Annotated in this window: 19 protein-coding genes, 2 tRNA genes and 4 pseudogenes; 12 read left to right on the top strand and 13 right to left on the bottom strand. The window is 35.8% G+C overall.

What is annotated here, in order from left to right:
• The first annotated feature begins 339 nt into the window (after nucleotides 1–339).
• Nucleotides 340–1,394: pseudogene (locus ACWHVF_RS05500) on the top strand (IS3 family transposase).
• Between the two features lie 44 nt (nucleotides 1,395–1,438).
• Nucleotides 1,439–1,780, top strand: a pseudogene (locus ACWHVF_RS05495) (Rpn family recombination-promoting nuclease/putative transposase); the annotation flags it as partial.
• Here the strand turns inward: ACWHVF_RS05495 and ACWHVF_RS05490 are convergent.
• From ACWHVF_RS05490 to dapE, 4 genes are all read right to left on the bottom strand, one after another.
• Nucleotides 1,717–2,472: an alpha/beta hydrolase gene (locus ACWHVF_RS05490; protein ID WP_064124707.1), complete on the bottom strand. Its 756-nt coding sequence runs from the start codon at nucleotides 2,470–2,472 to the stop codon at nucleotides 1,717–1,719. The pseudogene ACWHVF_RS05495 and the gene ACWHVF_RS05490 sit on opposite strands and share 64 nt — an antisense overlap.
• 1 nt (nucleotide 2,473) lies before the next feature.
• Nucleotides 2,474–3,001: a c-type cytochrome gene (locus ACWHVF_RS05485; protein WP_064124708.1), complete on the bottom strand. Its 528-nt coding sequence runs from the start codon at nucleotides 2,999–3,001 to the stop codon at nucleotides 2,474–2,476.
• A 243-nt stretch (nucleotides 3,002–3,244) separates the two neighbouring features.
• A protein-coding gene (locus tag ACWHVF_RS05480; RefSeq protein ID WP_447933038.1) for an IS630 family transposase occupies nucleotides 3,245–4,256 on the bottom strand; the annotation gives its coding sequence in 2 pieces (ribosomal slippage) (nucleotides 3,245–3,793 and nucleotides 3,795–4,256; 1,011 coding nt in all).
• 498 nt (nucleotides 4,257–4,754) lie between these two features.
• Nucleotides 4,755–5,960 (bottom strand): succinyl-diaminopimelate desuccinylase, encoded by a 1,206-nt coding sequence (gene dapE / locus ACWHVF_RS05475; RefSeq protein WP_064125334.1) that lies wholly within the window; start codon nucleotides 5,958–5,960, stop codon nucleotides 4,755–4,757.
• 42 nt (nucleotides 5,961–6,002) lie between these two features.
• Here dapE and ACWHVF_RS05470 point away from each other — a divergent pair, with 42 nt between their 5' ends.
• Nucleotides 6,003–7,349 carry an iron-containing alcohol dehydrogenase gene (locus ACWHVF_RS05470; protein WP_064125333.1) on the top strand — a complete coding sequence of 449 codons (1,347 nt, stop codon included), beginning with the start codon at nucleotides 6,003–6,005 and terminating at the stop codon, nucleotides 7,347–7,349.
• Between the two features lie 423 nt (nucleotides 7,350–7,772).
• Here the strand turns inward: ACWHVF_RS05470 and ACWHVF_RS05465 are convergent.
• The 7 genes from ACWHVF_RS05465 to dnaE form a co-directional block, all read right to left on the bottom strand.
• A tRNA-Met gene (locus tag ACWHVF_RS05465) sits at nucleotides 7,773–7,845 on the bottom strand.
• On the bottom strand, nucleotides 7,845–9,137 hold the full coding sequence (gene purB, locus ACWHVF_RS05460) for an adenylosuccinate lyase (RefSeq protein ID WP_447933237.1): 1,293 nt from the start codon (nucleotides 9,135–9,137) through the stop codon (nucleotides 7,845–7,847). The genes ACWHVF_RS05465 and purB overlap by 1 nt, the downstream gene beginning before the upstream one ends.
• Nucleotides 9,134–9,367, bottom strand: coding sequence for a hypothetical protein (locus ACWHVF_RS05455; protein WP_082860934.1), 234 nt, complete (start codon nucleotides 9,365–9,367; stop codon nucleotides 9,134–9,136). Before ACWHVF_RS05455 ends, purB begins: the two co-directional genes overlap by 4 nt.
• Before the next feature lie 6 nt (nucleotides 9,368–9,373).
• Complete coding sequence (gene rplI, locus ACWHVF_RS05450; protein WP_064125331.1) at nucleotides 9,374–9,928, bottom strand: 50S ribosomal protein L9; 555 nt, start codon at nucleotides 9,926–9,928, stop codon at nucleotides 9,374–9,376.
• A gap of 7 nt (nucleotides 9,929–9,935) precedes the next feature.
• Nucleotides 9,936–10,211: a 30S ribosomal protein S18 gene (rpsR, locus tag ACWHVF_RS05445; protein WP_064125330.1), complete on the bottom strand. Its 276-nt coding sequence runs from the start codon at nucleotides 10,209–10,211 to the stop codon at nucleotides 9,936–9,938.
• Nucleotides 10,211–10,993 (bottom strand): 30S ribosomal protein S6, encoded by a 783-nt coding sequence (gene rpsF, locus ACWHVF_RS05440; protein ID WP_064125329.1) that lies wholly within the window; start codon nucleotides 10,991–10,993, stop codon nucleotides 10,211–10,213. The genes rpsR and rpsF overlap by 1 nt, the downstream gene beginning before the upstream one ends.
• 48 nt (nucleotides 10,994–11,041) lie before the next feature.
• Nucleotides 11,042–14,452 carry a DNA polymerase III subunit alpha gene (gene dnaE / locus ACWHVF_RS05435; RefSeq protein WP_447933236.1) on the bottom strand — a complete coding sequence of 1,137 codons (3,411 nt, stop codon included), beginning with the start codon at nucleotides 14,450–14,452 and terminating at the stop codon, nucleotides 11,042–11,044.
• A gap of 121 nt (nucleotides 14,453–14,573) precedes the next feature.
• Between dnaE and ACWHVF_RS05430 the strand changes: the two are divergent.
• Nucleotides 14,574–15,039, top strand: a pseudogene (locus ACWHVF_RS05430) (hypothetical protein).
• Nucleotides 15,040–15,163: 124 nt separating this feature from the next.
• Here ACWHVF_RS05430 and ACWHVF_RS05425 read toward each other — a convergent pair.
• Nucleotides 15,164–16,513, bottom strand: coding sequence for a phosphomannomutase/phosphoglucomutase (locus tag ACWHVF_RS05425; protein ID WP_447933235.1), 1,350 nt, complete (start codon nucleotides 16,511–16,513; stop codon nucleotides 15,164–15,166).
• A gap of 127 nt (nucleotides 16,514–16,640) precedes the next feature.
• On the opposite strand from ACWHVF_RS05425, the pseudogene ACWHVF_RS05420 reads away from it, so the two are divergent.
• The 3 genes and pseudogenes from ACWHVF_RS05420 (at nucleotide 16,641) to ACWHVF_RS05410 (ending at nucleotide 20,495) form a co-directional block, all read left to right on the top strand.
• A pseudogene (locus ACWHVF_RS05420) lies at nucleotides 16,641–18,955 on the top strand (hypothetical protein).
• Nucleotides 18,956–19,068: 113 nt separating this feature from the next.
• A protein-coding gene (locus ACWHVF_RS05415) for an IS630 family transposase (protein WP_447933234.1) occupies nucleotides 19,069–20,080 on the top strand; the annotation gives its coding sequence in 2 pieces (ribosomal slippage) (nucleotides 19,069–19,530 and nucleotides 19,532–20,080; 1,011 coding nt in all).
• 208 nt (nucleotides 20,081–20,288) lie between these two features.
• The gene (locus ACWHVF_RS05410) at nucleotides 20,289–20,495 is read left to right on the top strand and encodes a WPE palindromic element domain-containing protein (protein WP_447933233.1); all 207 of its coding nucleotides are present in this window, start codon (nucleotides 20,289–20,291) and stop codon (nucleotides 20,493–20,495) included.
• 625 nt (nucleotides 20,496–21,120) lie between these two features.
• Here the strand turns inward: ACWHVF_RS05410 and tldD are convergent.
• On the bottom strand, nucleotides 21,121–22,539 hold the full coding sequence (gene tldD / locus ACWHVF_RS05405; protein ID WP_064125509.1) for a metalloprotease TldD: 1,419 nt from the start codon (nucleotides 22,537–22,539) through the stop codon (nucleotides 21,121–21,123).
• A 62-nt stretch (nucleotides 22,540–22,601) separates the two neighbouring features.
• Here tldD and ACWHVF_RS05400 point away from each other — a divergent pair.
• The 5 genes from ACWHVF_RS05400 (at nucleotide 22,602) to ACWHVF_RS05380 (ending at nucleotide 25,322) form a co-directional block, all read left to right on the top strand.
• Nucleotides 22,602–22,686: transfer RNA gene (locus tag ACWHVF_RS05400), tRNA-Leu, on the top strand.
• A gap of 69 nt (nucleotides 22,687–22,755) precedes the next feature.
• Entirely contained in the window at nucleotides 22,756–23,241 is a 486-nt protein-coding gene (locus ACWHVF_RS05395) for a hypothetical protein (protein ID WP_064125512.1), read from the top strand.
• Nucleotides 23,242–23,307: 66 nt separating this feature from the next.
• Complete coding sequence (locus ACWHVF_RS05390) at nucleotides 23,308–23,691, top strand: hypothetical protein (RefSeq protein WP_064125510.1); 384 nt, start codon at nucleotides 23,308–23,310, stop codon at nucleotides 23,689–23,691.
• Between the two features lie 144 nt (nucleotides 23,692–23,835).
• Nucleotides 23,836–24,543, top strand: a complete 708-nt coding sequence (locus tag ACWHVF_RS05385) for a uroporphyrinogen-III synthase (RefSeq protein WP_447933232.1) — start codon at nucleotides 23,836–23,838, stop codon at nucleotides 24,541–24,543.
• A complete protein-coding gene (locus ACWHVF_RS05380; protein WP_447933231.1) occupies nucleotides 24,543–25,322 on the top strand; it encodes an exodeoxyribonuclease III in 780 nt (259 codons plus the stop codon). The genes ACWHVF_RS05385 and ACWHVF_RS05380 overlap by 1 nt, the downstream gene beginning before the upstream one ends.
• The last annotated feature ends 9 nt before the right edge of the window (nucleotides 25,323–25,331 follow it).

The raw sequence follows: 25,331 nt of genomic DNA, 5'->3' as shown, positions 1-25,331 counted from the left end.
ACCAGGGGGTAGTCGTTAATCTGGTACCGGGAGCTTGTTTACTGGGTGGGTGGCGTCCGGCATAAAAGTGGCGTGAATCTATTTTAGGCTATTGCATGGAACTACGGGAACCTGTCGTTTCGATGATAAGGAAGAAGTCCAAAGAGCCGATCTCTGAGGATGAGAGTACCGATGCGAAAAACAGGGGCGGATCAGCTCATAGTAGTGAAGAAGTTTCTGTAATGGAAATGGAGCGAAGGAGCTGAGTTATTTAGTTTTAATTATTTTGTCAACCGTAATGTGACCTTACCCAGAAAAAGTGGAGAGAAAGAAAGGAGTTTTTTCGGGTAAAATAAAATTTTGGAGATGGCAAGAGAATATACGGCAGAATTCAAATTGGAAGCTGTTAAGCTGGCAAATGAACAAAGAAAGGTAGGTCAACCAGTTGCAAAAGTAGCAAGAGATTTAGGAATAAGGGATAGTGTATTAGGAAAATGGATGAAGAAATATAACGAAAAAAAGTCAGCGGCAAATGCATTTCCAGATGTAGTACCTTATGACAAAGAGAGATTTGATTTACAGAAAGAGTTAGCAAAAGTAACAAGAGAAAGAGACATTTTAAAAAAAGCCCTAGCCAGTCAAAAAGAATAAAATATTTTTTTATATAGTAAACACCATAAAGTGCAGGTAGGGTTTTGAATGTATCTGCTAGTTGCTACTATAAGTGGACTACAAGGAAAATAAGCAGTAGAGAATCAGCAAATAAAAGCAGATATTCAAAAAAAGTTTCTAAATGTAGATATGGAGCTCCTAAAATTCATGCTGAATTAAAGGCTTTGGGTAAAAGTTGCAACTTGAAAACAGTGCAAAGTATTATGCAGAAAAATGGCATTCGGGCTATATTGAGAAGAAAATTTAAAATTAAGAAACAACAAACGGACAGTAGCTCCCAATATATTAGACCAAAACTTTATTGTCGATCAACCAAATAAAGTATGGGATTACTTATATAAAAACCAAAGAAGGATGTTGGCAGGATCTATATTCACGCATGATAGTTAATGAGCAGTTCAATAAATAAACAATTGGTTATGATTAATGGCCGTTAATAAGCGTAAACCTGTCAAAAATCTACTATTACATAGTGATCAAGGTTCACAATATACTTCATCAATATCTCTTATCCATAAAAAACATAGATGAGTCATAAAGGTTGTTGTTACGACAATTCTGTTGTGGAAAGCTTCTTCAGTTCTCTAAAAAGGGAGTTACTAATAGACACCTCTCGGCACTCTAAACAGTATATTAAAACTGCTATATTTGAATATATAGAAATTTTTTATAACAAACAACGTAGACACTCCACTATTAACTATTGCATTCCTGAGCATTTTGATTCATCATTCTCTTTGTAAAAAATATTCCAAACTTTCTCTCCACTTTTTCTGGGTAAGGTCAAAAGCTAGCATATGATGAATTAGACAAGTTTCGTTGGGACGAAAAAGATTTAGTAGCTTACGAAGAAAGAATAATGGATCTACGCAAAGAAGAAGCCATTCTTGAATACAGACTTGATCTTGCTGAAGAGAAAGGTATACAAAAAGGTATAGAGAAAGGAAAAATTGAAGGGAAAATTGAAGTCGCAAAAGCAATGCTGGCTAATAATGTTGACATCAACATTATTGTTGAGTGCACTGGTCTTTCCATTAGTGAGATTAAAGAATTAAGTGTGAACGGTTACCTATATGTTTTTGCTGGCAAAAATTCTCTAATGGTCTTAAATAAAACTTTCAGTGAGTGATTGTCAGACATGTTGTGCTCTGCTGATTTCATCAAGTATACTTCAACATCGGTTGACTTAATTTTTTCAGCTAAATTCAATGAAGTTTGATAAGGAACATCTTTATCATTAATGCTATGCAGCAAGCGCACAGGACAGTTTATATCTATTGCTTCTCTGTTTAAAAGAAGGTTCTTTCTGCCATCTTCGATCAAATTTTTAGTTATTTTGTATGTACAATGCTCTGAAGTAAAATCTATTACACCTTTAGAATCTAGTTCTTCTTTTTGCTTGTCTGACAATTGCTTGAATATCAAATCTTCAGTGAAATCAGGAGCAGGCGATATGCCGATTAATGCTGCAATTTTTTCTGAAGATTGAAGGGCAGTGAGCAGCATCAGCCATCCTCCCATACTTGAACCTATAATTATTTGTTTATCGCTAGTTAATTCACTCATCACTTTAGCACAATTTTTTTGCCAATCACTTATCGTGTAATCAATAAAATTACCACTTGAATGACCGTGACCAAAATAATCAAATAGCACAAGTGCTACATCATTTTCTTGGCAAAACTTGTAAATAGCAGTTGCTTTAGTTCCATCCATATTAGATGCAAACCCACCGAAAAAAACTACAGAAGCTTTCTTCCCTTGTAGCTTTCGATATGCTATGTGACCATTATTTCCATCAAACAATTTACAATAATTCATACTACTTTGGCAAAGCAACCGGACTATCGCTCATCGAACGCAAATAGCTGACTAGATCTGCAATTTCTTGTGGATTGGAAATACCTGCAAATGCCATACGTGTACCTTTTATATAGGCTTTTGGGTTCTTTAAAAAGGCAAATAGCTCCTCATACCCCCATTTTCCACCTCTTTCAAGCACTGCTTTTGAGTAATTGAATGAGTTGCCAAGATGGGCCTTTTTGTTTCCAACTACGTTCCATAAGTTTGGTCCTACTTTATTCATTCCACCTTTCTCAAAACTATGGCAGGCTATGCATTTTTTTGCTGCTGATTTACCTTTTTCAAAGCTAGCATTCTGCATGAGCGCTCCAATATCGAGCGCCACTTGCTCGATTTTTTGCTGGGACTCATTGTTACCAGCAGTTACTATCGTTTGGTGTTCAATCTTATATTCCTCTGGACTATACAGCATATCAACTACGTTGCTGACTATCATAATGATTAGCCCAGAAAGTAAAATCGATGCTGCAATCTTATTAAGCTCCATAGTTAATTTTTATCAATTAATGTTGCTTAAATTATGCAAATATTTTCGCAAATAGCAACCAATTACCTTGAAGCTCGCTAAAGATGAGAGTCTCCAGCTACAAACATTAAGAAATTTACCGAATGAAAAAAAGGCAAAAGAAGCCCCGTGGTTATTATCCGCTTTAAAATATTGGCGTTTTTTATGTTTTAAACGCTTGACAAGCGAAATTCAGCTGCTTTTAATTGCAACTAATACCAATTCTCATTGTTGGTCATTCAAATAGGATACATAGCAGAGTTGTTTAATTGTGGAGTAGGTAAGAGAAGTAATAAATTTACACAAAGCACTCTCAAGCAAAGCAATAGTATCGTATATTTTATTGCGCAAAATGTTCTGTTTTACATACAACCAAAGCCTCTCAACTGGATTGAGTTCAGGTGAGTATGGTGGTAGGTATATAATCTCAATATTTTTAGGTACCTTTAAACTTTTCGACTTATGCCAACTAGCACAATCCATAACAAGAAAGGCTTCTCGTGGTCCCAAATATTGAGACATTTGCTCAAGAAATATATTCATACAATCAGTGTTGACATTCGGTGCAAACAAGCTAGAATTCTCCCCATTTCTAGGATTAACTGCACTGTAGAGATAAAAATTTTCCCTACCTAATTTTACCTTAACTTTTGTTCTGACGCCTTTTTTAAACCATCCATGCCCGGTCTTTGAATGTGTGCCAAACCGCGATTCATCGAAGAAAAACAGCTCTTTTTCAGGATACTTGCCAATAACTTCGTTGAGATTTTTTTTTGAATTCCTCTTGTTTTCTTTTATCTTGTACATTGTGTACTGGTCTTGGTGTAATATAAGAGAATTTCATCTTTTGCATATAGCGGTGTACTGTAGATTTGCTAATATTTAAGCCGAACTTTTCCTGGATTCTTATTCTCATTTCTTTAATGGTAATATTAGGATTTTCTCCTACCCATGCTTCAACTTGCTGTAGTTGAGCCTGATTTAATTTAGTTTTTCTACGCCGTTGTGGAGGAGCAAACAATTTTTCTTCTCTGCCTAATTTCAAGAGTTTTATCCACGAAGTTAGTGCGCTTCTTGAAATGCAATATATTTTTGCTACAGCCGTTATACTATGCTTTTTTGCTGCAATTACAGCATTTAGTTTTTTTGCAACATATGCATTGTTCCTTACTTTCTTCAGCATTTTTTTTGCTGATTTTACTACTTCTTCATCCAATAATTTTGATCTTAGTGCCATTTATACCTCGACTATTTCACTTATTTCATTATGGCTTGTCTTCTATTATTGTCTATCTGTTTGCCGTGTAATGGGAATTGGTATAACCTACGCTGCAAATGTTTAAGAAATTTACTAAGCAGAAAAAAAGACAAAGAATCCCCGAGTTAGCTAGTCTTTTACTATCTCTGTCGAGTATTGGCATTTTTTGATGTCTTGTAACGCTTTATAAGCGCGTTCAGCTTATTTAGATAAAAACCTAGATGTAGATGAAGTTTTGTAAAGACATACAGTATCTATATACTGCAAAAAATTAAACATAAGACGCCGATACATTAAGTAATCCTTACCTTTTAATCTGCAGATTGGCGAAAGCAAATACAATAGCTTCACTCCCATGATAAGGGAGCTGGCGGAGTTTGTCAAGTGGTTTTTGTAGCTCTCATGGTTTTTGGATTCTAACGTCACACGCTGGCAGTTGTTACTCAGACAACAGTTATGCAAGAGATCTAATTACATCTAAGCTAACAATGGACCACTAGGTATATTACTAACTACGTTGATCTGATTCAATATTTTATTAGTGGGATTGAAATAATTTTCTATAAATTCCTTATATATAGCTGTTAATTTGTGTATATCATTTACTAATACGCATTCGTTTATCTGATGTGCGGTTTTGTTGATTATACCAAATTCAATCACTGGACAAACATCTTTGATAAACGCAGCGTCAGATGTGCCGCCACTTGTGCTCAGCATAGCATCAACATTGGTAATTTTATTTATCGCATCAAGCATAATATCAGTATTTCTATCGGGAGTAGAGAGAAAAGCACCCCTGATACTATGCATAGAAAGTTTATAATCGTTAGTCACACTGGAGCATATTTCATCAATTAACTTATATAAACTATCAGGTGTTTGTATATTGTTGTACCGAATGTTGAAAATTGCAGCTATTGAACCAGGTATTAGATTATCAGTGTTGTTCCCAACATCAATAGTAGTAACTTCGCAATTTGAAGGCTGAAAATATTTATTACCATGATCAAAAGTAGTATTTTTTACCTTACTTAATATCGATACCATCTTATATATTGGATTATCCGCTAAGTCTGGGTAGGCAACGTGCCCTTGTTTTCCATGGCAAATTAATTCAAATGTTACAGAACCTCTTCTGCCTATTTTTATGGTATCACCTAATTTCTCACTACTGGTTGGTTCAGCAACCACACAGAAATCTATTTTTTTTTGCTTATTTTCCATCCATTCTAAAACTGCCTTTGTTCCATATTCTTCCGCGCTTTCTTCAGCACTAGTAATCAATGCACTTATTGAACCATTGAATCGAAATTTCTCTACAATCAAATTTACCATAGCAGCAATAAACGCAGCTACTCCGCTTTTCATATCAGCCGCTCCTCTCCCATACAACATTCCATTTCTAACTTCTGGATTAAATGGGTCGGATATCCAATCTTTTAAATGACCTGGTGGCACAACATCAATATGTCCAGCAAAACATAAATTTGGTACTCCATTTATGTATTTCGCATAGAGATTCTTAACTTTAGTTCCATCATCACCAAATTCTAAAATCTCACAGTCAAAGCCACTTTTCTTAAAGATTGTTGCTATATGTTCTATTGCCCCGCCGTCCCTTGGTGTTATACTCTCAAAAGAGATCAATTTCTTAGTTAGCTCTACAGGGTCAATTTTCATGTCAATCTTAAAATACTTATATTGCTATATTGTAAACACTCTATGCACTATTTAAAACAAATATTACATCAAGCCGAACAAACTTTTCTAAGGGAAGTAATAACAGATTACCACCTTGCTGATGATATCTATAAAATATGCACACGACACGGAAATGACATCTTTCTAGTTGCAGATGAAAATACAGCAAAACTTTTAAACAAAAACGTATTTAATAAAATTTCTCACTTAATTATCCCGAGCAATACCATTAGGCCTCTTGCAAAACCTCATATCATTTCGGATGCTCCCTACATTTTATCATCCCAGTCCTCCGAGACTGGGATCCAGGAAAAAAAATCAGCGTCACGCGCTGGAATGACACCAACCATGGGTACTAATCTTTCACTTGCCTCTCTTGAAACCATAAATCTAGTTAGAAACAAAGCAAAAGACAGTGACTTAATAGTTGCATTTGGTAGCGGCACCGTTAACGACATCTGCAAATATGCAAGCTATCTCGAGAAAAAAGATTATATATCGTTCCCAACAGCCGCTTCCATGAATGGATATACATCTGCAAATGCTTCAATATTAGTAAATGGATACAAAAAATCGTTCAAAGCACATCTTCCAAGAGCGATATATATAGATATAGACATACTTACCAATGCACCACTGCGCCTCACATTAAGCGGATTTGCAGATTTCATTTGCCGTTCGACAGTCCAGGCTGACTGGCTACTATCTCATCTGTTGCTTGGCACAGAATACAATGAATTACCTTTTACACTTGTTCGCGATTTGGAGCAAATTTTGCTAAGAGAGTATACGGCGCTTACTAAAAGAAGTAAAAAAGTGGTCCTATTACTTATGGAAGTTCTACTCATTTCAGGACTTGGAATGGTAATATCAAAAGGCAGCTATTCTGCAAGCCAAGGAGAGCATATGGTAGCTCACGCAATGGAAATGGTAACAAGAGATCATTCCTCACTACATGGCGAAAAAATTGCTGTTACGACGATTACCATGGCTAATTTGCAGGAAAAGATATTATCAATACAAAACCCGATTATCAACCCGACCACTTTAGATGTAAAACATATAACTCAGTGCTTTGATAATATCGAATTTGTAAGAACTTTTGAACAGAAGCAAATTATGCAGCAAAAAATCCAAGAGATTATTTGTAAAGAATGGACTAATATTTCCAATTTAATTAAGCAAAATTTACTACCTGCAAAATACCTGCAAAAAATATTTGAAGATCTATCAATTCCGCACTTACCAGAGCACCTCAGTTGGAATAAAGAACAATATTGTAAAGTGGTTGATCTTGCGTTTGCAACAAGAGATAGATTCACCTTTCTTGACTTAGCTAATTGCATAGAAGGTATCCGTTCAGGATAGCGGCAAGACCATAGGGTAAAAGTGAGTTCACAACAAATGGTGTCATCCCAGTGCTTGACACTGGGATCCAGTCCTTTCGCACAGTTCCATCAAAAACGTTTAAAGGATTAACCGCTTTCGTGTTTATCAACTTAGTGCCCAATCTGGATCCCAGTGTCAAGCACTGGGATGACAAGAAAGGGAGCACTGGAATTTTTGTTCAGTATTTGTACATTAGCCATGCATCTGAACAGATACCATAGAAGAAAGTTAAGTTTTGTAGTGAAATTCTGTCATTTAAAGAGATCATAGGCCAAAAGCTAAACCCTTTTCACAATCTCTTATCCATTGTCTCCTCACCTGAGTGGATATACAACTCATTCCAAGTAACTGACACTGGGTTTCACCAATAGCACTATCTTGCTAAACATAGTTTAGTTCGAGTGGCTGAGGAGGGACTTGAACCCCCGACCAAGAGATTATGATCCTCCTGCTCTACCAACTGAGCTACTCAGCCTAATTAAAAACCTTATTATACACACGATCTATATGTTTCGTATAATACTTCAAATCAAACAAAGATTCAAGTTTTTCCGAGTTAATAACCTTAAGTAAGGGTTTATCTTGTTTCAATTCGGCCAGAAAATCACTGTTGTTTTGTTTCACTTTCATTGCATTGCTCTGAACAATTTTATACGCCTCTTCCCTCGCCAAACCACTATTTACTAACTCAAGCAATACACGCTGTGAGAAAACTAAACCTTTTGAAGAATTTAAGTTCTTTTCAATGTTTTCCTTATTGATCACCAATTTATCTATCAAATCTGTTAATCGCACTAAAGCGAAATCCATTGTTATACAAGCATCAGGAGCAATGCATCTTTCCACAGACGAGTGTGATATATCACGTTCGTGCCACAATGCAACATTTTCTAACGCAGGAAAAACATAACTGCGTATTAAACGTGAGAGTCCCGTCAGATTTTCACTTAAAATAGGATTACATTTGTGTGGCATAGCAGAGCTTCCCTTCTGCCCAATGGAAAAATGCTCAGAAATTTCGCCGATTTCAGTTCTTTGTAAATGACGAATTTCAATTGCAATATTTTCTATTGAGCTTGCAATCACTCCCAAAACCGAAAAGAACATGGCATGTCTATCACGAGGAATGACTTGAGACGATATGGTTTCAGGTATGAGTCCCATTTCTTTCGCTACATACTCTTCAACAAACGGATCAACATTTGCAAAATTACCTACTGCACCTGATATTTTACAAATTGAGATCTCTTTTTGTGCGCTAATTAATCTCTGATAATTGCGTTTAAATTCAGCATAAAATCTAGCAAATTTTAATCCAAGAGTTGTTGGTTCTGCATGCATTCCATGACTGCGCCCAACACAAACAATATCTTTATAGTCCTCAGCTTTTTTTTTAAATACTGCAAGTAAATTTTCTAGATTCCCGAGTAAAATATCACATGACTCTTTCAACTGCACCGCAAGGCATGTATCCAAAACATCAGAACTTGTCATTCCATAGTGGAGATAACGAACATCAACTCCCGCTTTTTCAGCAACATATGTCAGAAAAGCTATAACATCATGTTTTACAATGGATTCAATTTCGTTGATACGTTCAATATCAAATTCAATAGCACCAGAAAGCTTCTGAGCAACACTATTTGGAATCACTCCTAACTCTGCTTGAGCTTCACACGCTAATTTTTCTATTTTAAGCCATATATTAAATTTATTATTTTCCTCCCAAATGGAAGACATTTCTTTTCTGCTATAGCGGGGAATCATTTTTGATTTATTCCAATAATGGTGTCATTCCAGTGCGTGACACTGGAATCCAGATATAAAAGTATTTGCAAATTATTCAATGGACAACGGATTCTAGAAGCATAAAGTAATGTCCATGATGAAATAAACTGGATCCCAGTGTCACGCACTGGGATGACATGAGGGGAGCACTGGGATGACACCAGCTTAGCCATGGAAGACATTTCTTTTCTGCTATAACAAGGGATCATCTTTGATCAGCTATCATCACCATCAGTAGCTTCTTTATTCGCATCTTGCTCTGCCTCTTGTTGCTCGGACTTCTGATTTTGCAATTTTACTTGCCTTAGCTCATTTGCATCTGTTTCGGATTTCACGACGTATATAGTAATTGGTACTACTACTTCACTATGTAATTCTACGTTTACTTGGTATTCACCCAAGTTTTTGATGCTTATTCCACCAAAAGATAAACTACGGTGATCTATCGCATGTCCTTCTTGTAGTAAAACTTTCGCAATTTCACGTGTTGTTACAGAACCAAAAATTTTACCATCCTCTGAAGCTTGCTTTATCAATACCACAAACTTATCATGTAGTGACAATGCAAGCTCTTTTGCTACATTTAATCTTTTTGTATTCTCTTTCTCCAGCAATAAACGTTGTTCTTCTAGTTTTGCTAAATTCTCCTTGGTAGCCTTCACCGCTTTTCTTTGTGGAAAAAGAAAATTACGTGCATAACCTGGTTTAACTTTGACAACTTCACCAAACTTACCTAAAGTCCTTATATTTTCCTTTAAAATTATCAACATAAATTACCTAAACTTTTTTAGTACAGTAAGGAACAAGAGCTAAAAAACGTGCCCTTATGATCGCTAAGCGTAACTTCCTTTGTTTTTTTGCACATACGCCTGTTAATCTTCTAGGTAATATCCTACCATAGTCAGAGGTAAACTTGGATAATAAATCTGTATTCTTATAATCTATGTCTTCATCTTTAGACGTAGCAAGAGGGCAAACTTTAGAACGCCTAAAGCCAGTCCTATTATTTACAGATACGTAAGAATTATTAAAACTATTTCGTCTTTTCATCATTATGCGCTTTGCTCCTCAATTTGTTTATTCATCATATAAGATTTACCTTCAAAAAATTTATCAACCTGCACAGACAAGTGGCGAATAATGTTCTCATTAAGTTTCATTCTACGCACAAATTCATCCAGAATGCTTGCAGTAGAACTTATGCACATTATACAATAATGACCGCTCTTCATCTTATTTATTGGATATGCAAAATCCAAAAGACCCCAATGTTCATACTTGATTAATCCCGATGCTTCAATGTTTTCCAAAAGCATCTCCAATGCTTTGCTCGATTGAGTTGGACCGTTTATTCTAAAATCTTTCAAAATATCTTGAAAAATCTTTATTAGATGTTCTGAAATATTTCTCTTCAAAGCATTTACTGCATTATGGATAAACGCACTTTTAGTAATTTGCTCACTGCCTCCTAGAAATTTTATAAAATCTTGCGTTATTCCTAAATCTTTTAGGTCATCTTTCAACTCTTTATCGATTTTTGACTTCACTTCTTTCAAATTTGAAAGATCTTCTTCCAATTCAACCCATAAAATTTTTGTAAGATCTTCCAAGAAATCAGAGTAAGCAACTAGACCTTCTTTAATGTTTTCAGCACGCGTTTCTAACTCTTGTTTTGTCAGCGTACTATTTTGTCTTTCCATAAGACTCTTGATCTTCTGGAAAATAACATCTGCTTTAATATTTTTCAATGAAACAGCTAGCTCTTGTACCATCTCCTCTACTTCTTGCTGTAACAATCCTTGTTGTGCTATAAAAGTAAATTCATAAAGATTCACTATATCTTCCTTTAATACCGATTAAATATTTCATTATATAAAGCTTTTTTATATAAGCAAGTTATTTGTATTAATTTCTACGCCTTTAATCCAGCTTAAGTTAGATATTTCATAAATAACTTGAGGAGCAATTGAGTATGCACCTGGTAATAAGATGCTCACTTTATGTTTTTCGAGAAGAAGTTTTAGCATTATTTTGGTTCTGCCTTCATCTTTCAATATTGTGTTTAATTCCATAGCGGCTTTTTGCGAATCCGTGCACTCAGTGGTGAGAACTAATTCTTTTATTGTAGAAGTGATTCTTTTTGTAAACTCAGATATATCCTTGCCTGCTAATCTTGTCGTATTTTCCGAAGCTTCAAGATCAATTATCACAAATGTTCCTGGTGAAAATAAATCTCTTTTTTCTTCTATTATTTCATTATTATAAAATGCTATTTCAGAAACGTTATGGGGATCAGAAAGTGTGAGTATAACAAACCTTCCACGCTCTGAAGTTCTCATACGTGCATTTAATATTACCCCAGCAGTTTTTGCTGTTCTATTTTCTCCGATAAACCCAATATTTAACTTTTCCAGAAGAATTCTAAATTTTTCAAGTGGATGATTAGTTAAATAAAATCCTAGTGAAAATAACTCATGCTCTAATTTTTCCTCTTCATCAAAATTTTCCACATTCTCAAATTTCGGTTTGAGTACATCAAGACTACCAAACAAAGCAGCTTGACTTGATTCTCTATCCTGTTTGTTTTTATTTGCAAAGTAAATCAGTGTGTCCATTGACTCATATAGCTGCTTTCTGTTCTTATGCACGCTATCGAATGCCCCGGATTTAATTAGGCTTTCTAGCGCTCTCTTATTTATTATATGACCTGAATTTTGAATGAATTCCCATATGTCCTTATAAGCGCTTGAACGTGTGTTCACTATTCCTTCTGCTATAGAAAAACCAACATTCCTCAATGCAGCAATACCATAACGTATGCACTCACCCTCTATTGAGAATTCAGCTTGAGACTTGTTTATATCAGGTGGAAGAACGGTAACGCCACTAAACTTTGCTGCATGATAAAATAAATTCAGTTTATCTCTATCATCAATATTTAGATTCATTAGTGCTGTAAAAAATTCTAATGAATAATTAGCTTTAAGGTAAGCCGTTTGATAAGATATAACCGCATATGCTGCAGCATGAGATTTATTGAACCCATAACCAGCAAATTTTGCAACAAGGTCAAAGATATAACTTGCCCTGTCATAATCAACGCCATTCTTCGTTGCCCCTTGGATGAAAAGTGCACGTTGTTTATCCATCTCTTCCTTAATTTTCTTACCCATGGCACGTCTCAGCAAATCTGCTTCTGCAAGACTATATCCAGAGAGAATACGGGCTATTTCCATCACCTGCTCCTGGTAGATTATTACCCCAAATGTTTCTTTTAACACTCCTTCAAGTAACGGATGAATATAATCTGGCTTTTCAAGGCCATGCTTTCTTGCAACATAAGTTGGAATGTTATCCATAGGTCCTGGACGATAAAGGGAAATTAAAGCAATAATATCTTCAATGCAATCTGGCTTTAATTTGATTAAAGCTTCTCTCATTCCCGAACTTTCAAGCTGGAATACTCCAATTGAATCACCGCTTGAGAGCATCTCATAGGTTTTTTGATCATTCAAAGGAACTGAAGAAATATCGATCTTTTTTTCATCACGATTAATTAAACGACATACATGATCTATTAGTGTTAGCGTACCAAGTCCAAGAAAATCAAATTTTATTAACCCAGCTTTCTCCACATATTTCATGCTGTATTGAGTGATTGGCAGAGCCGAATTTGGATCGTAGTACACAGGAACAAAATTTTCCAACTTTTGATCACATATTACAATTCCAGCAGCATGAGTTGAAACGTGACGATATATCCCTTCAAGCTTAAGAGATATATCAAGAAGCTTTGCAATCACCTCATCACTATCTCGTTCTTTCTGCAGATTTTGATCAAACTCTATCGCTTGCGATAAAGTTACAGGATTTACTGGATTAAATGGAACCATTTTAGATATTTTATCCACTTGAGAGTAAGGCATTTGTAATACTCTACCAACATCACGCAATACTGCCCTTGCTTGCAATTTTCCAAAAGTGATTATTTGAGCAACATAACCGTACTTTTTCTGAACATAATCAATAACCAGGTCCCTTTTCTCTTGGCAGAAATCGATATCAAAGTCAGGCATTGATACACGATCAGGATTCAAAAATCTTTCAAATATTAGGCCAAACTTTATTGGGTCAAGGTCTGTAATCTGTAAGCCCCAAGCAACAATTGATCCAGCTCCTGAACCTCTTCCTGGCCCAACTGGAATGCCATTTGCTTTGCTCCAACGAATGAAATCAGAAACTATCAAAAAGTAGCCAGCGTAGTTCATCGAAGTTATTACGCTTAGTTCGTAATTTAGCCGGTCGTAATATTGCTTAAGATCGATACCACTGTTGTCATTCCAGCGCGTGACGCTGGAATCTCTCTGATCAAGTACTGGGATGACAGTGGAGGATGTTCTGGTGACAGAGGAAGATTGTGCTATACGCAATTCTAATCCTGCAACTGCCTGCTCCCTCAGTTCTTCATTCTCAGTTTTATTCTCTCGACAAGGAAATTTAGGCAAGATAGGCTGCCTGCTTCTTGGCATGTAAGAGCACCGCTTAGCTATCACTAAAGTGTTATGGATTGCTTCGGGAACATCGCTGAACAGCTCCTCCATTTCTGCCACAGATTTGAAGTAATGCTCGGTAGTTAACTTCTTTCTGTTATTCTCCAGGGCATAACTCCCCTCCGATATGCACGTTAATATGTCATAAGCCTCATAGTCAGACCTATTTGGAAAAAACACATCATTCGTTGCAACTAGTGGTATATTGCGCTGATAAGCAAAATCTATTAAAGCTTCTTCAAGCTCTAGCTCTTTATTCAGCCCATGACGCTGCAATTCAACATATAAATGACCATCGAATGCTGAAAGCAGTTTTTCAACCGTTTCTTTATCTTGCTCCAACAATAGTTGAGCCAAACATCCACCGGTTAAAGCGATCAGACCCATACTTAAATTCAATAGCTCATCAAAATCAACGTAAGGAATATCGCTGTTATTCTTGCGCTTTTTAAAAGACTCACTCACCAAAGTGACTAAATTAGTGTACCCTTGCTCATTTTTTGCAAGCAATAATATAGGTAAATTTTGTTCTGAATGTTTAACTATAATATTGCACCCTATTATTAGCTGTATTCCCCTACTTGCTGCATATTCTGAAAATTCGAGCGAGCCAAACAAGTTGCCTGAATCAGTAATTGCAACCGCTGGCATTTTATTTCGCAAACAAAGGCCTATCAGCTCCTCAATTTTAACCGAGCTTTCAAGCAGCGAATAAACGCTATGAACACGTAAGTGTATGAACATAAAAAACTTTAGATCAACAAAAAAGGATAACATTAATTTACTCGTGAGAACATAATTTTCATGAGAACAAAAGCCTATAAGATTTCTCAAATCTAGATGTACAGTCCCAGAGTGTGATGGTATGATAAAATGTAAGAAAAAAATACCATCGAAGGAGGAATTGTGGTTACATGGGTGCGCCCGAACAACAGCGTAGAGCAATACAAAATAGTATAGCAAAGCTTTCCAAACCTTAATCCAAAAACTATTGTCAAATGGAGAAAACGCTCATTCACTAAAGACGCTCAAAACATCCAAGATCAACTGTTCTAACTTTAGAAGAAGAAGGTCGCATTTCGGAAGCATACACTTCTACCATTAGATGATTGCCTTGCAGTCTACAATTCCGCACTTCTAGCCTGCATCGCTGTTATAACATTTCACATCAGCAACTCACAAAGCATCTTTATGACTTTGTCATGGCTTACAATTATGCAAAAAAACTCTTAATGGTCTTACTCCTTTTGAATTTATATGTTCTCGGTGCTCCTGAATTGTTTATACTAAATCCTTACCATCACTCTCTGGGACTGTACATCTTAGAATAATGGTGTGCTGCAGTAACAAACAAAGTAATGTTTGTTTTATTGAAGACGAAGGAAAGCCCTTCGAAATCGGGTTTCAGGAGCAGCCACCTTAAGTGGCTCTATTTAAGAGATAGGGTTAATTTTTCTATGAGTAGCTACAATTTAAAGACCTTGCTTCATCAATGTAATGGAACAAAACCTTTTTAGTAAGTTCAAAACCTTCTAAAGTCTCTCCTTCGCATCTTGCTGTAATGCAGTTTTGCGTATTTGATACCCTAAGAAGCCACCAACCTTTATTATCGGTTACCTTAACACCATCAAGATCTGAAAATACAATATTTTGCTGCTCCAGTGTTTTCTTTATTGATTCAATTATTTGAAACTTTTTCTCATCTTTCACTACAATCTTCACTTCATGAGTGATATATAACTTCGGTAAATCCTCAATCACCTGAGATAGGCTTTGGTTTTTCTTAAGCAAAATGTCAACTGCTTTAACAGCAGAATATAGCCCATCATCAAAACTTAGCTCAGAAAAGAAGAAGTGCCCGCTTAATTCACCAGCAAACTTTGCCTCTTCCTCTACCATCTTCTTCTTAACTAGTGAATGTCCAGTAGCACAGGTGATAACTTGCCCTCCTAACTTGCTAACAAAATCATGCACTTTCATACTCATTTTTACGTTAGCAATAACTTTGCTTTCTGGATATTCCTCCAACACTTCACGTGCAAAAATTATAAATAAATGGTCATTGGAAACAACACTGCCTTTATTATCAATTAAGCGCACCCTATCACTATCACCATCTAGCGCAATGCCAAGATCACATTCATATTCCTTCACAATGTCAATTAATTGAGCGAGATTTTTTTCCTCTATGGGATCTGGATCATGTAGTGGAAATGCCCCATCTATAGAGTTATTGGTTACGATGTGCGTATGACCGGGCAAGATCTTTTCAATATACCTTATGATTCCACTTGCTGGACTATTTCCACAATCCCAGGCTATTTTTAACTTTTGTGTATTATTGTTCTTTACCGCACTTTTCAATATGCTAATGTACTCACTATATATATTTATGTTAATTAAGCTTCCAATTCTTGTGCTGTTTTTAATTGGACTGCTTATAATTTCCTTTATCTCTTGATCTGAGAAGACTTTTTTATTACTAAAAAATTTAAAGCCATTATATTCGCTGGGGTTATGAGAGGCAGTTATTATGATACCAAGATCCGCCTGTGTGATTTGTGTTGCAGCGTAAAGCATAGGTGAAGAGCATAGTCCAACGCGTATAACATTTGCACCGGATAAAGTTAAGCCCCTAATTAATTCTCTTTCTATACCTGGTGAATCTATTCTGCTGTCGTAGCCGACACAAACACTAGCTACGGTTTGGCCAAACTTTCTACCTATCTCGTACCCATCATTAATCTGCAAGTCTTTGCCTATTATACCTCTAATATCGTATTTTCTTATAATGGTATTGTCCATACTGTACTTCTTGAAGTGACTACTATATAACATTTTGGCCAAATGCTCAAGTTTATTTATCCAACAATTAGTTGACTTTTTAAAGAAATCTGTTAATATTATAGTATATTTTTTAAAATGTAAAATTATGCCACAGGAAAACGAAAATGTATTTATAGCTGAAAGTCAAAGTTTAGATGTAGATGAACAGAAGAAAAATGATATTTTAAGTGTCATTGAATCTTGCAACGATCTTCAGGATTTTATAAAAAAACTAAAGGAAGAAAATCTCATCTGGTACTTTATTGGTCCTTTCGCAAAGATGAGAACATTACAGGACAGATAAATTTAAAGTGGGAAAAGGAGTTCCAAAAATTTGAGCAATCAATAGACGCAACGCATAAAGAACTTAAGTCGTCTCTGCCTGGTCAAAATTTCTTAGTGTATCCAACAAAGGATAATGACTTCAAAATTAGATTTGAAAATGAAGAAAAATCAATAGAAATTAGCAATATTTTAAGAGCTAGCAGTGAAGGTAAGGTTTATAACATATCTTTAGGGAAAGATAGTCAAATAACTGCAACCAAAAAAGGCAGCGAAAGGCACTATGATTTTACTGGTTCAAGCTCATGTGAAATGACCATTAATTGGCAGGCTAAGGATTCTGAAGGTAACAGCATAGACTGTAGCATGACCGTAAAATTGGATTCTGGTGGTATACAGAGTGTTATTGGTGAGCCAAAATTTGGAGGAATAACGAGTTCAGAAGAAGTATTAAAGTTAGTTGGACAAAATAAAGAAGTTTTTATCAACAGAAAAACTCTGTATCAAGCTTTTACTGACATGTCCAGGAGTGTAGATGATCAGCAAGTACCAGCAGAGGAAATATTTACAAAAGATCCACATATATCACCACAGTCACCTACACCGAGCAGCAGTGGGTATTCCTCTCCTAGCACACCTTCTTCACGTAGAAGTTCTATATCCACTAGCAGTGAATTTAGTGATGAAGATGAAATATTTGAGGATGATATGTCTGGTGATGAAGAAGAGCATGAACAAGAAGGAGCAAAAGGTGAAGTAGACGAAATTGAGGAATTAGAGAAAGAAAAAGAAACATTTGCTAAATATTTTGCAGCGCAGGCAAAGCAGCTTGAGGATCTAAGATTAGAACGCAACTCCTTGAGAGATAAAGTTAATGAACAACAGCGAGCGATATTTGAAAGAGATCAAAGAATAAAGGAACAAGATGCTTCTATTGAGTCACTTATAGAGAAACTCGAAAAATTAGGAGAACTTAATCAAAAGATAGAAAAAGAAGGTGATACACAAATAAGCGCATTAAGTGAGGGAAAGCAAATTTGGGAAGAAGAAGCTGAAAGACTTAAAGCTGAATTGAAAAGGATGGCGCAAGAATTAGCTTGGAAGAATCAAAATATTGAGCAGTTAACACAAAAGATAGAGAAAGAACTACAGGAAAATGATGTAATAAAGAGCTTAAATGATCAGTTGAAAGATAAAGAAGATGAAGTTCAATCAGTAATTGGGATAAATAAAGAACTACAGGAAAAATTGAAGCAAAGAGAAGCTAATTTAACTGTACTAAAGGAAAAGAATGCAGATTTGGAGAATGACCTGAAGAAAATAGTGGAAGAGTTAGAGGATAACCATGAAAAGCAGTTGGCAGAACAGTTAATGGAAACAAAAAAGGAAAACAATACATTGGCTGAAACGGCGAGCCAATTGTCTAAAGAATTAAATGAATTACAGAGAGAAAAGGAAGATTTAGAGGGGAAAATTCGACAACTTGAACCTGGAAGATCACTTGCAGATGAGCTAAGCGAAGAAAATACGAAGGGGGAAATAGAAAAGCTTCAACGTCAGCTTAAGGAAAAGGAAGGGATGTTAACGTGTACACAGGAAGAGCTGGCATCTGTCAAAGAGAGTCTAGAGCAACTGCAGAACATATTACAGCAGGAAAAAGGTCAGGCAACTCAAACTGAAGTTGAATATGAAAGTAGAGGAACAAGCATGCAGCAGCAAGACCAAGGTACACAAGCTGTAAACAACAACTCAAGCAGAATAGCTAGTGGGTTAAGACAAGAAAACAAAAAATTGACTAGAGACAAACTAACTATATCCGAGCAATTAAAACAAAAAATAAGAGAGATTGACGAGTTAAAGAAAAATTTAAAGCAATTACAAGAAGAAAATAAACAACTAAAACAAAAAGTTACTAAAAATGCAGGAGTTGATGCATCATCTTCAACAGATCAAAAAGAAGCTAAAGAAGCAGAAGTTTTACCGCAAAACATTATGGATTGGCCTGTTCCAATTCCAGACGATAAACCGGAAGAGCAGCAAACTCCATTAGAGCCAATCAGGGTAAATACAGAATTATCAGATCCAAAATCAATCCCCGCTGAGGTTTCGGAAAAATCTCCTCCTCTTCCAAAAGGATGAGTTTTTGCTTCTATTGTTAACTATAGCTAATACCAATTCCCATTACACGGCAAACAGATAGACAATAATAGAAGACAAGCCATAATGAAATAAGTGAAATAGTCGAGGTATAAATGGCACTAAGATCAAAATTATTGGATGAAGAAGTAGTAAAATCAGCAAAAAAAATGCTGAAGAAAGTAAGGAACAATGCATATGTTGCAAAAAAACTAAATGCTGTAATTGCAGCAAAAAAGCATAGTATAACGGCTGCAGCAAAAATATATTGCATTTCAAGAAGCGCACTAACTTCGTGGATAAAACTCTTGAAATTAGGCAGAGAAGAAAAATTGTTTGCTCCTCCACAACGGCGTAGAAAAACTAAATTAAATCAGGCTCAACTACAGCAAGTTGAAGCATGGGTAGGAGAAAATCCTAATATTACCATTAAAGAAATGAGAATAAGAATCCAGGAAAAGTTCGGCTTAAATATTAGCAAATCTACAGTACACCGCTATATGCAAAAGATGAAATTCTCTTATATTACACCAAGACCAGTACACAATGTACAAGATAAAAGAAAACAAGAGGAATTCAAAAAAAAATCTCAACGAAGTTATTGGCAAGTATTCTGAAAAAGAGCTGTTTTTCTTCGATGAATCGCGGTTTGGCACACATTCAAAGACCGGGCATGGATGGTTTAAAAAAGGCGTCAGAACAAAAGTTAAGGTAAAATTAGGTAGGGAAAATTTTTATCTCTACAGTGCAGTTAATCCTAGAAATGGGGAGAATTCTAGCTTGTTTGCACCGAATGTCAACACTGATTGTATGAATATATTTCTTGAGCAAATGTCTCAATATTTGGGACCACGAGAAGCCTTTCTTGTTATGGATTGTGCTAGTTGGCATAAGTCGAAAAGTTTAAAGGTACCTAAAAATATTGAGATTATATACCTACCACCATACTCACCTGAACTCAATCCAGTTGAGAGGCTTTGGTTGTATGTAAAACAGAACATTTTGCGCAATAAAATATACGATACTATTGCTTTGCTTGAGAGTGCTTTGTGTAAATTTATTACTTCTCTTACCTACTCCACAATTAAACAACTCTGCTATGTATCCTATTTGAATGACCAACAATGAGAATTGGTATAAGACGTCATACCGCCACGGCGCTAACGCGTAGCGGGATGATGAGGCTTATCGTCATGCCGTCGCGAACCGTCATACCGCGATTCATTCCATAGCTGTACGAACATTCATTTTTGAAGACAGCAAATGGTGTCATTCCAGTCTGGAATCCAGCCTTGCCGTAATCTCATTGTGTTTTAACATAAGATCAGCCACTTTTATGCTTACCAACTTAGTGCCTAATCAAAATTCCTGGATCCCAGTGTCTGGGCACTGGGATGACACCCTCCTGATAGACAACGTTCGTACAGTTGTAGATTCATTCGCGGTATCTCATCCGCTAACACGTAGCGGGATGACGGTTGTCAGGGTAGCTGTCATCCCAGTGCCCAGATTACTTGGATCCAGAAAACTTAACTTTAAATAAGTGGCTGCATAATAAAGACTAGATTCCAGCGTCACGCGCTGGAATGACACCATTTTCGGTCTCTTAAATTGCTTTAGCTACAAACATTAAGAAATTTACCAAGCGGAAAAAAAGGCAAAAGAAGCCCCGTGGTTATTATCCGCTTTAAAATATTGGCGTTTTTTATGTTTTAAACGCTTGACAAGCGAAATTCAGCTGCTTTTAATTGCAACTAACCTACGCTGCAAATGTTTAAGAAATTTACTAAGCAGAAAAAAAGACAAAGAATCCCCGAGTTAGCTAGTCTTTTACTATCTCTGTCGAGTATTGGCATTTTTTGATGTCTTGTAACGCTTTGTAAGCGCGTTCAGCTTATTTAGATAAAAATCTAGATGTAGATGAAGTTTTGTAAAGACATACAGTATCTATATACTGCAAAAAATTGAACATAAGACGCCGATACATTAAGTAATCCTTACCTTTTAATCTGCAGATTGGCGAAAGCAAATACGATAGCTTCACTTTCATGATAAGGGGGCTGGCGGAGTTTGTAAAGTAAGTTTTTCGTTTCTGCGGGCTACTTGAATAACGGCTACAATGTTTGTACAATTGTGCGTCATGCGCTGGAATCCGTTTTAGCCTTTATCTATATCTCAGTTCCACCAACAGTTATTGCGTCAACTTTGAGTGTTGGTTGACCAACTCCAACGGGCACATTTTGTCCATCTTTTGAGCATGTGCCAACACCGGGATCCAACTTTAGATCATTACCAACCATAGATACTTTTTTCAACACTGTTGGACCGTCACCAATTAGTGTTGCTCCTTTTACTGGCTGTGTAATTTTGCCATTTTCTATTAGGTAAGCTTCCGAAGATGAAAAAACAAATTTTCCTGACGTTATATCAACCTGCCCACCACCGAAATTTACTGCATATAGACCTTTCTTTACGCTAGATATTATTTCTTCCGGCGTATGTTTCCCTGGTAACATATAGGTGTTTGTCATGCGCGGCATAGTAACTTCTTTATAACTTTCTCTTCTACCATTACCAGTTGGATTCACACCCATGAGTTTAGCGTTCATATGATCCTGCATGTAGCCTTTGAGAATTCCATCCTCTATCAATACATTATAACCAGGTGGAGTGCCTTCATCGTCTACGCTGATAGAGCCACGCAAATTAGGCAGAGTTCCATCATCAACTACTGTGATGCCACTAGCTGCTACTTGTTTACCAATAGAATTTGAAAATGCTGAGACTCCTTTACGATTAAAATCGCCTTCGAGTCCATGACCCACAGCTTCATGCAACAATACTCCCGGCCAGCCCGGACCTAGAATAACTGTCATTTCTCCGGCTGGAGTTGGAATTGCTTCAAGATTTACCAGTGCTTGTTCCAAAGCCTGGTTTGCAACTTCTTTCCACTTTTTCTCAGAAATAAACTTACTATAAGAATCCCTTCCACCGTGTCCTGCGGAGCCTCTCTCGGTTCGACCATCTTTCTCTACGATGACTAACACATTAAAACGTACTAGAGGCCTGATATCGCTTAATCTGTGATCACCCTTTATTATTTGTACGACTTGCCATTCTCCACTTAGAGTTATTTTTACTTGCTTCACGCAGTTATTTTTGGACCTTACATACTCATTAACCTCATTGAGTAGTTTAATCTTTGAATTCAGATCCATTTCATTTGTAGGGTTAATCCTCGAATACAGGCTTTTTGTCTCTTCGTTTAAATTTATTGAATTTGTCTTGTTTAAAGACACTGAGCTTTTTACCATAGAAGCAGCATTACTAATTTCTTTTTCGCTAATCTCAGAAGAACAAACGAAAGATGTACTATCCTCACAAAAAGACCTTAAACCAAATCCCCTTCTGGTATTCAAATCCACGTGTTTTAATATATTGTCATCAAAAACTAGGGACTCCAACTGGCAAAATTCTAGAAACAGCTCACCACCATCGCTATTGCTCAAAGCGTTATTGACTATTTTATATACGTTATTAATATCAACATTGTTTTGAGCGAAAAATATTTGATCTAGATTTGGCATTACCTTTGAACTAAAAATTGTTTAAGTATATTATTTAACTTTAACATAGTAAACTATAAAAAGCCCGGGTGGCGGAATTGGTAGACGCGCTAGCTTCAGGTGCTAGTAACTTTTTAAGTTGTGGAAGTTCAAGTCTTCTCTCGGGCACTCTTAGCTTCCATATTGCTTGTTGAATTAATTAATGCTATATATAACGTATTAGGTAATATTTATGCTATGTATGGTGAAAAAGATAAGTTAGCCTACAGAAAGAAGGTACGAACTTACTCGAAACGCTTAGTTACTACACTATCTACTATCTCTTTCATTGGATACATAGCAGCATTAGCCTTTAGTATTCCTGTCTTAAGTCTGTATTTTAGTATTGCCGGCACTATATTCAGTGCACTTTCGTTTGCTTTAAATATATGGTCATTAAAGGATCATTCCCTACAGAAGCAACTTGGTGTAGCAGGACAAAAAAAACTAACAAAGATCTGTCTTGATATTATATCTAACATTTCGTTTTTAATAGGAGGAATTGCATCTATATTGCCTCTCGAATCTCCTATCATTCCTTTTGTTTCCACTGCTTTTTTCATTTTGGGCTGTGCTATTATGGCAACTAATATCATTCGGACTTTGATCAGCGAACCACAGGCAGAAAAACCTACTGATAACCTCTCTCCAACTGTAGAAGCAGTTCAAGTGTCAATAAGTTAACTTATTTGACTTGTATAGGAATATTAGCTATAATATTAATAATTTAATAATAAAAGAGGTTAGTGTATGGATTTTTTAAACAGTCACCCAGATTTTTTTGAGGATAACGCTCATTATGTAATATCTGAATATAATAAGGATAATCCAGATCTTATAGATCGTAGTGCATATGTAGTAGAACGTGATGAATATGAGAATTTGGTATTCAAAAACTTATATACATATATATGTTCCGATGGAAACGTACATAAAGATATAATGCTTAATCCAAAATCTTTACAAATAGAAGAGAGGATAGAAAACAGCAGAATCAAAAAGTGTTATACAAATAACTATAAGATAGATAATGGAACTTTATCTGAGGACAAAAAAGAAGTCACATTCAATATAACTCCAAGTGAGTGGAATGATTCAAGAGAGTTCAATGTAATCAGTATTACAAAAATGTAAGCAGAAATTGTGGGGTAGGAGCGCTTAGTGCTCCTATTTCCACATCAATTACTCGAATAGTTGCTCAAGCCATCAAAATAAAAATTTTTATTCAGTAATTTGTGTATAAAGGGTACTATTTTACTAGTAGTGAAATAAATCAGAATGAAGTCTATTTTATTAACGAGGCCTTTATTGGACTCGTTCAATACAAGAAATATATTGAGAAAGTATGGATACAAAGTTTTTATAGAACCAGTATTCACAATAAAGTACTTAAATCCTGATATATCTGCACACGAATTTGACGTTGTAATATCTACAAGTAAAAACAGTATAAAGGCTTTTAGTCAAATATGCAAAGTGGATGACTTTCCGATTATTACGGTTGGTAATTCAACCATGCAGGCTGCAAAAAATTTGGGATTTTCTGATATAATCTCAGCAGACAGCAACGTTGATGGTCTGATATCATTCATAAAAGCTCATTATTCAAATGCAGTAAAGTTCTTATATATAAGGGGGCAAGAAGTATCATGTGACCTAAAAAAGAGATTATCTGAAGAAGATTTTAACGTAAGAGAAGTTGTACTCTATAAAACAATTATTAAAAGGAGTCTAACTAATAGGTGTAAAAATTTGCTGTTGGATGGTAAAATTGATAGTGTTGCTTTTTTTTCCTCACAGACAGCAAGGGTATTTTGTTCATTAGTTCTAAAAAGTGGGCTATCTCCTGTGATGAATAATACAGTTGCATATACCATGAGTAAAAACATTGCTGATAGTTTAAAGTTAATCAAGTGGAAAAAAATTATAACATCGAGGTTGCCTACTGGGGAGAGTTTAATTGATATAATTAATAAGGATTGTTGATGCTAAAGATTGCAACTTGGAACGTAAACTCCATACGTAAAAGAGTCAATCAACTTTATAGTTTTATAGTTGATAGTCAGATAGATATAGTTTTGCTGCAAGAGATAAAATGTACGGAAGAGCAATTTCCTTATGCAGAGATAGAAAAGTTAGGATATGAATATGCTATCTATGGACAAGTTGCAAGAAATGGCGTTTGTGTTTTATCTAAATATCCGATACTGGAAAAACTAAAAATTGACATTGTAGAAGGTCATCAAGAAGCACGTTATATAGAATGTGTAATAAAACACACTAATCAGAAGGTAAGGGTAGGAAGTGTATACGTGCCAAATGGTCAAAGCCTGGACTCTCAAGCATTTGAATATAAACTCAAGTTTTTTGATAACCTATATGAAAGGATGAGCACTTTGTTGAAAAATGAAGAGTTAACTATTATAGCTGGCGATTATAATGTTGCACTGGATGAAATTGATGTTTTTGATTCAAATTTATTGAATGGCCAAGTGTGCTTTCATATAAAAGAACGTGAGAAGTTAAGAGCAATCTTGAATCTTGGGTTTAAAGACACGTTTAGAATATCTCACCCAAATTTGCAACAATTCACTTGGTGGCATTATCAAGGCAATTCACTCAGAAACAATCAAGGAATGCGAATAGATTATATGCTATTATCGCCACAAGCTGTAGATAAATTGGAAACATGCTACGTAGATGATAGATTGCGTAAGCTAGAAAATCCGTCTGATCATACTCCTGTTGTATGCATTATAGAATAATAGCAGACC

Source organism: Wolbachia endosymbiont of Dactylopius coccus (assembly GCF_977011065.1).
This window is presented reverse-complemented; position numbering and strand designations above follow the sequence as displayed.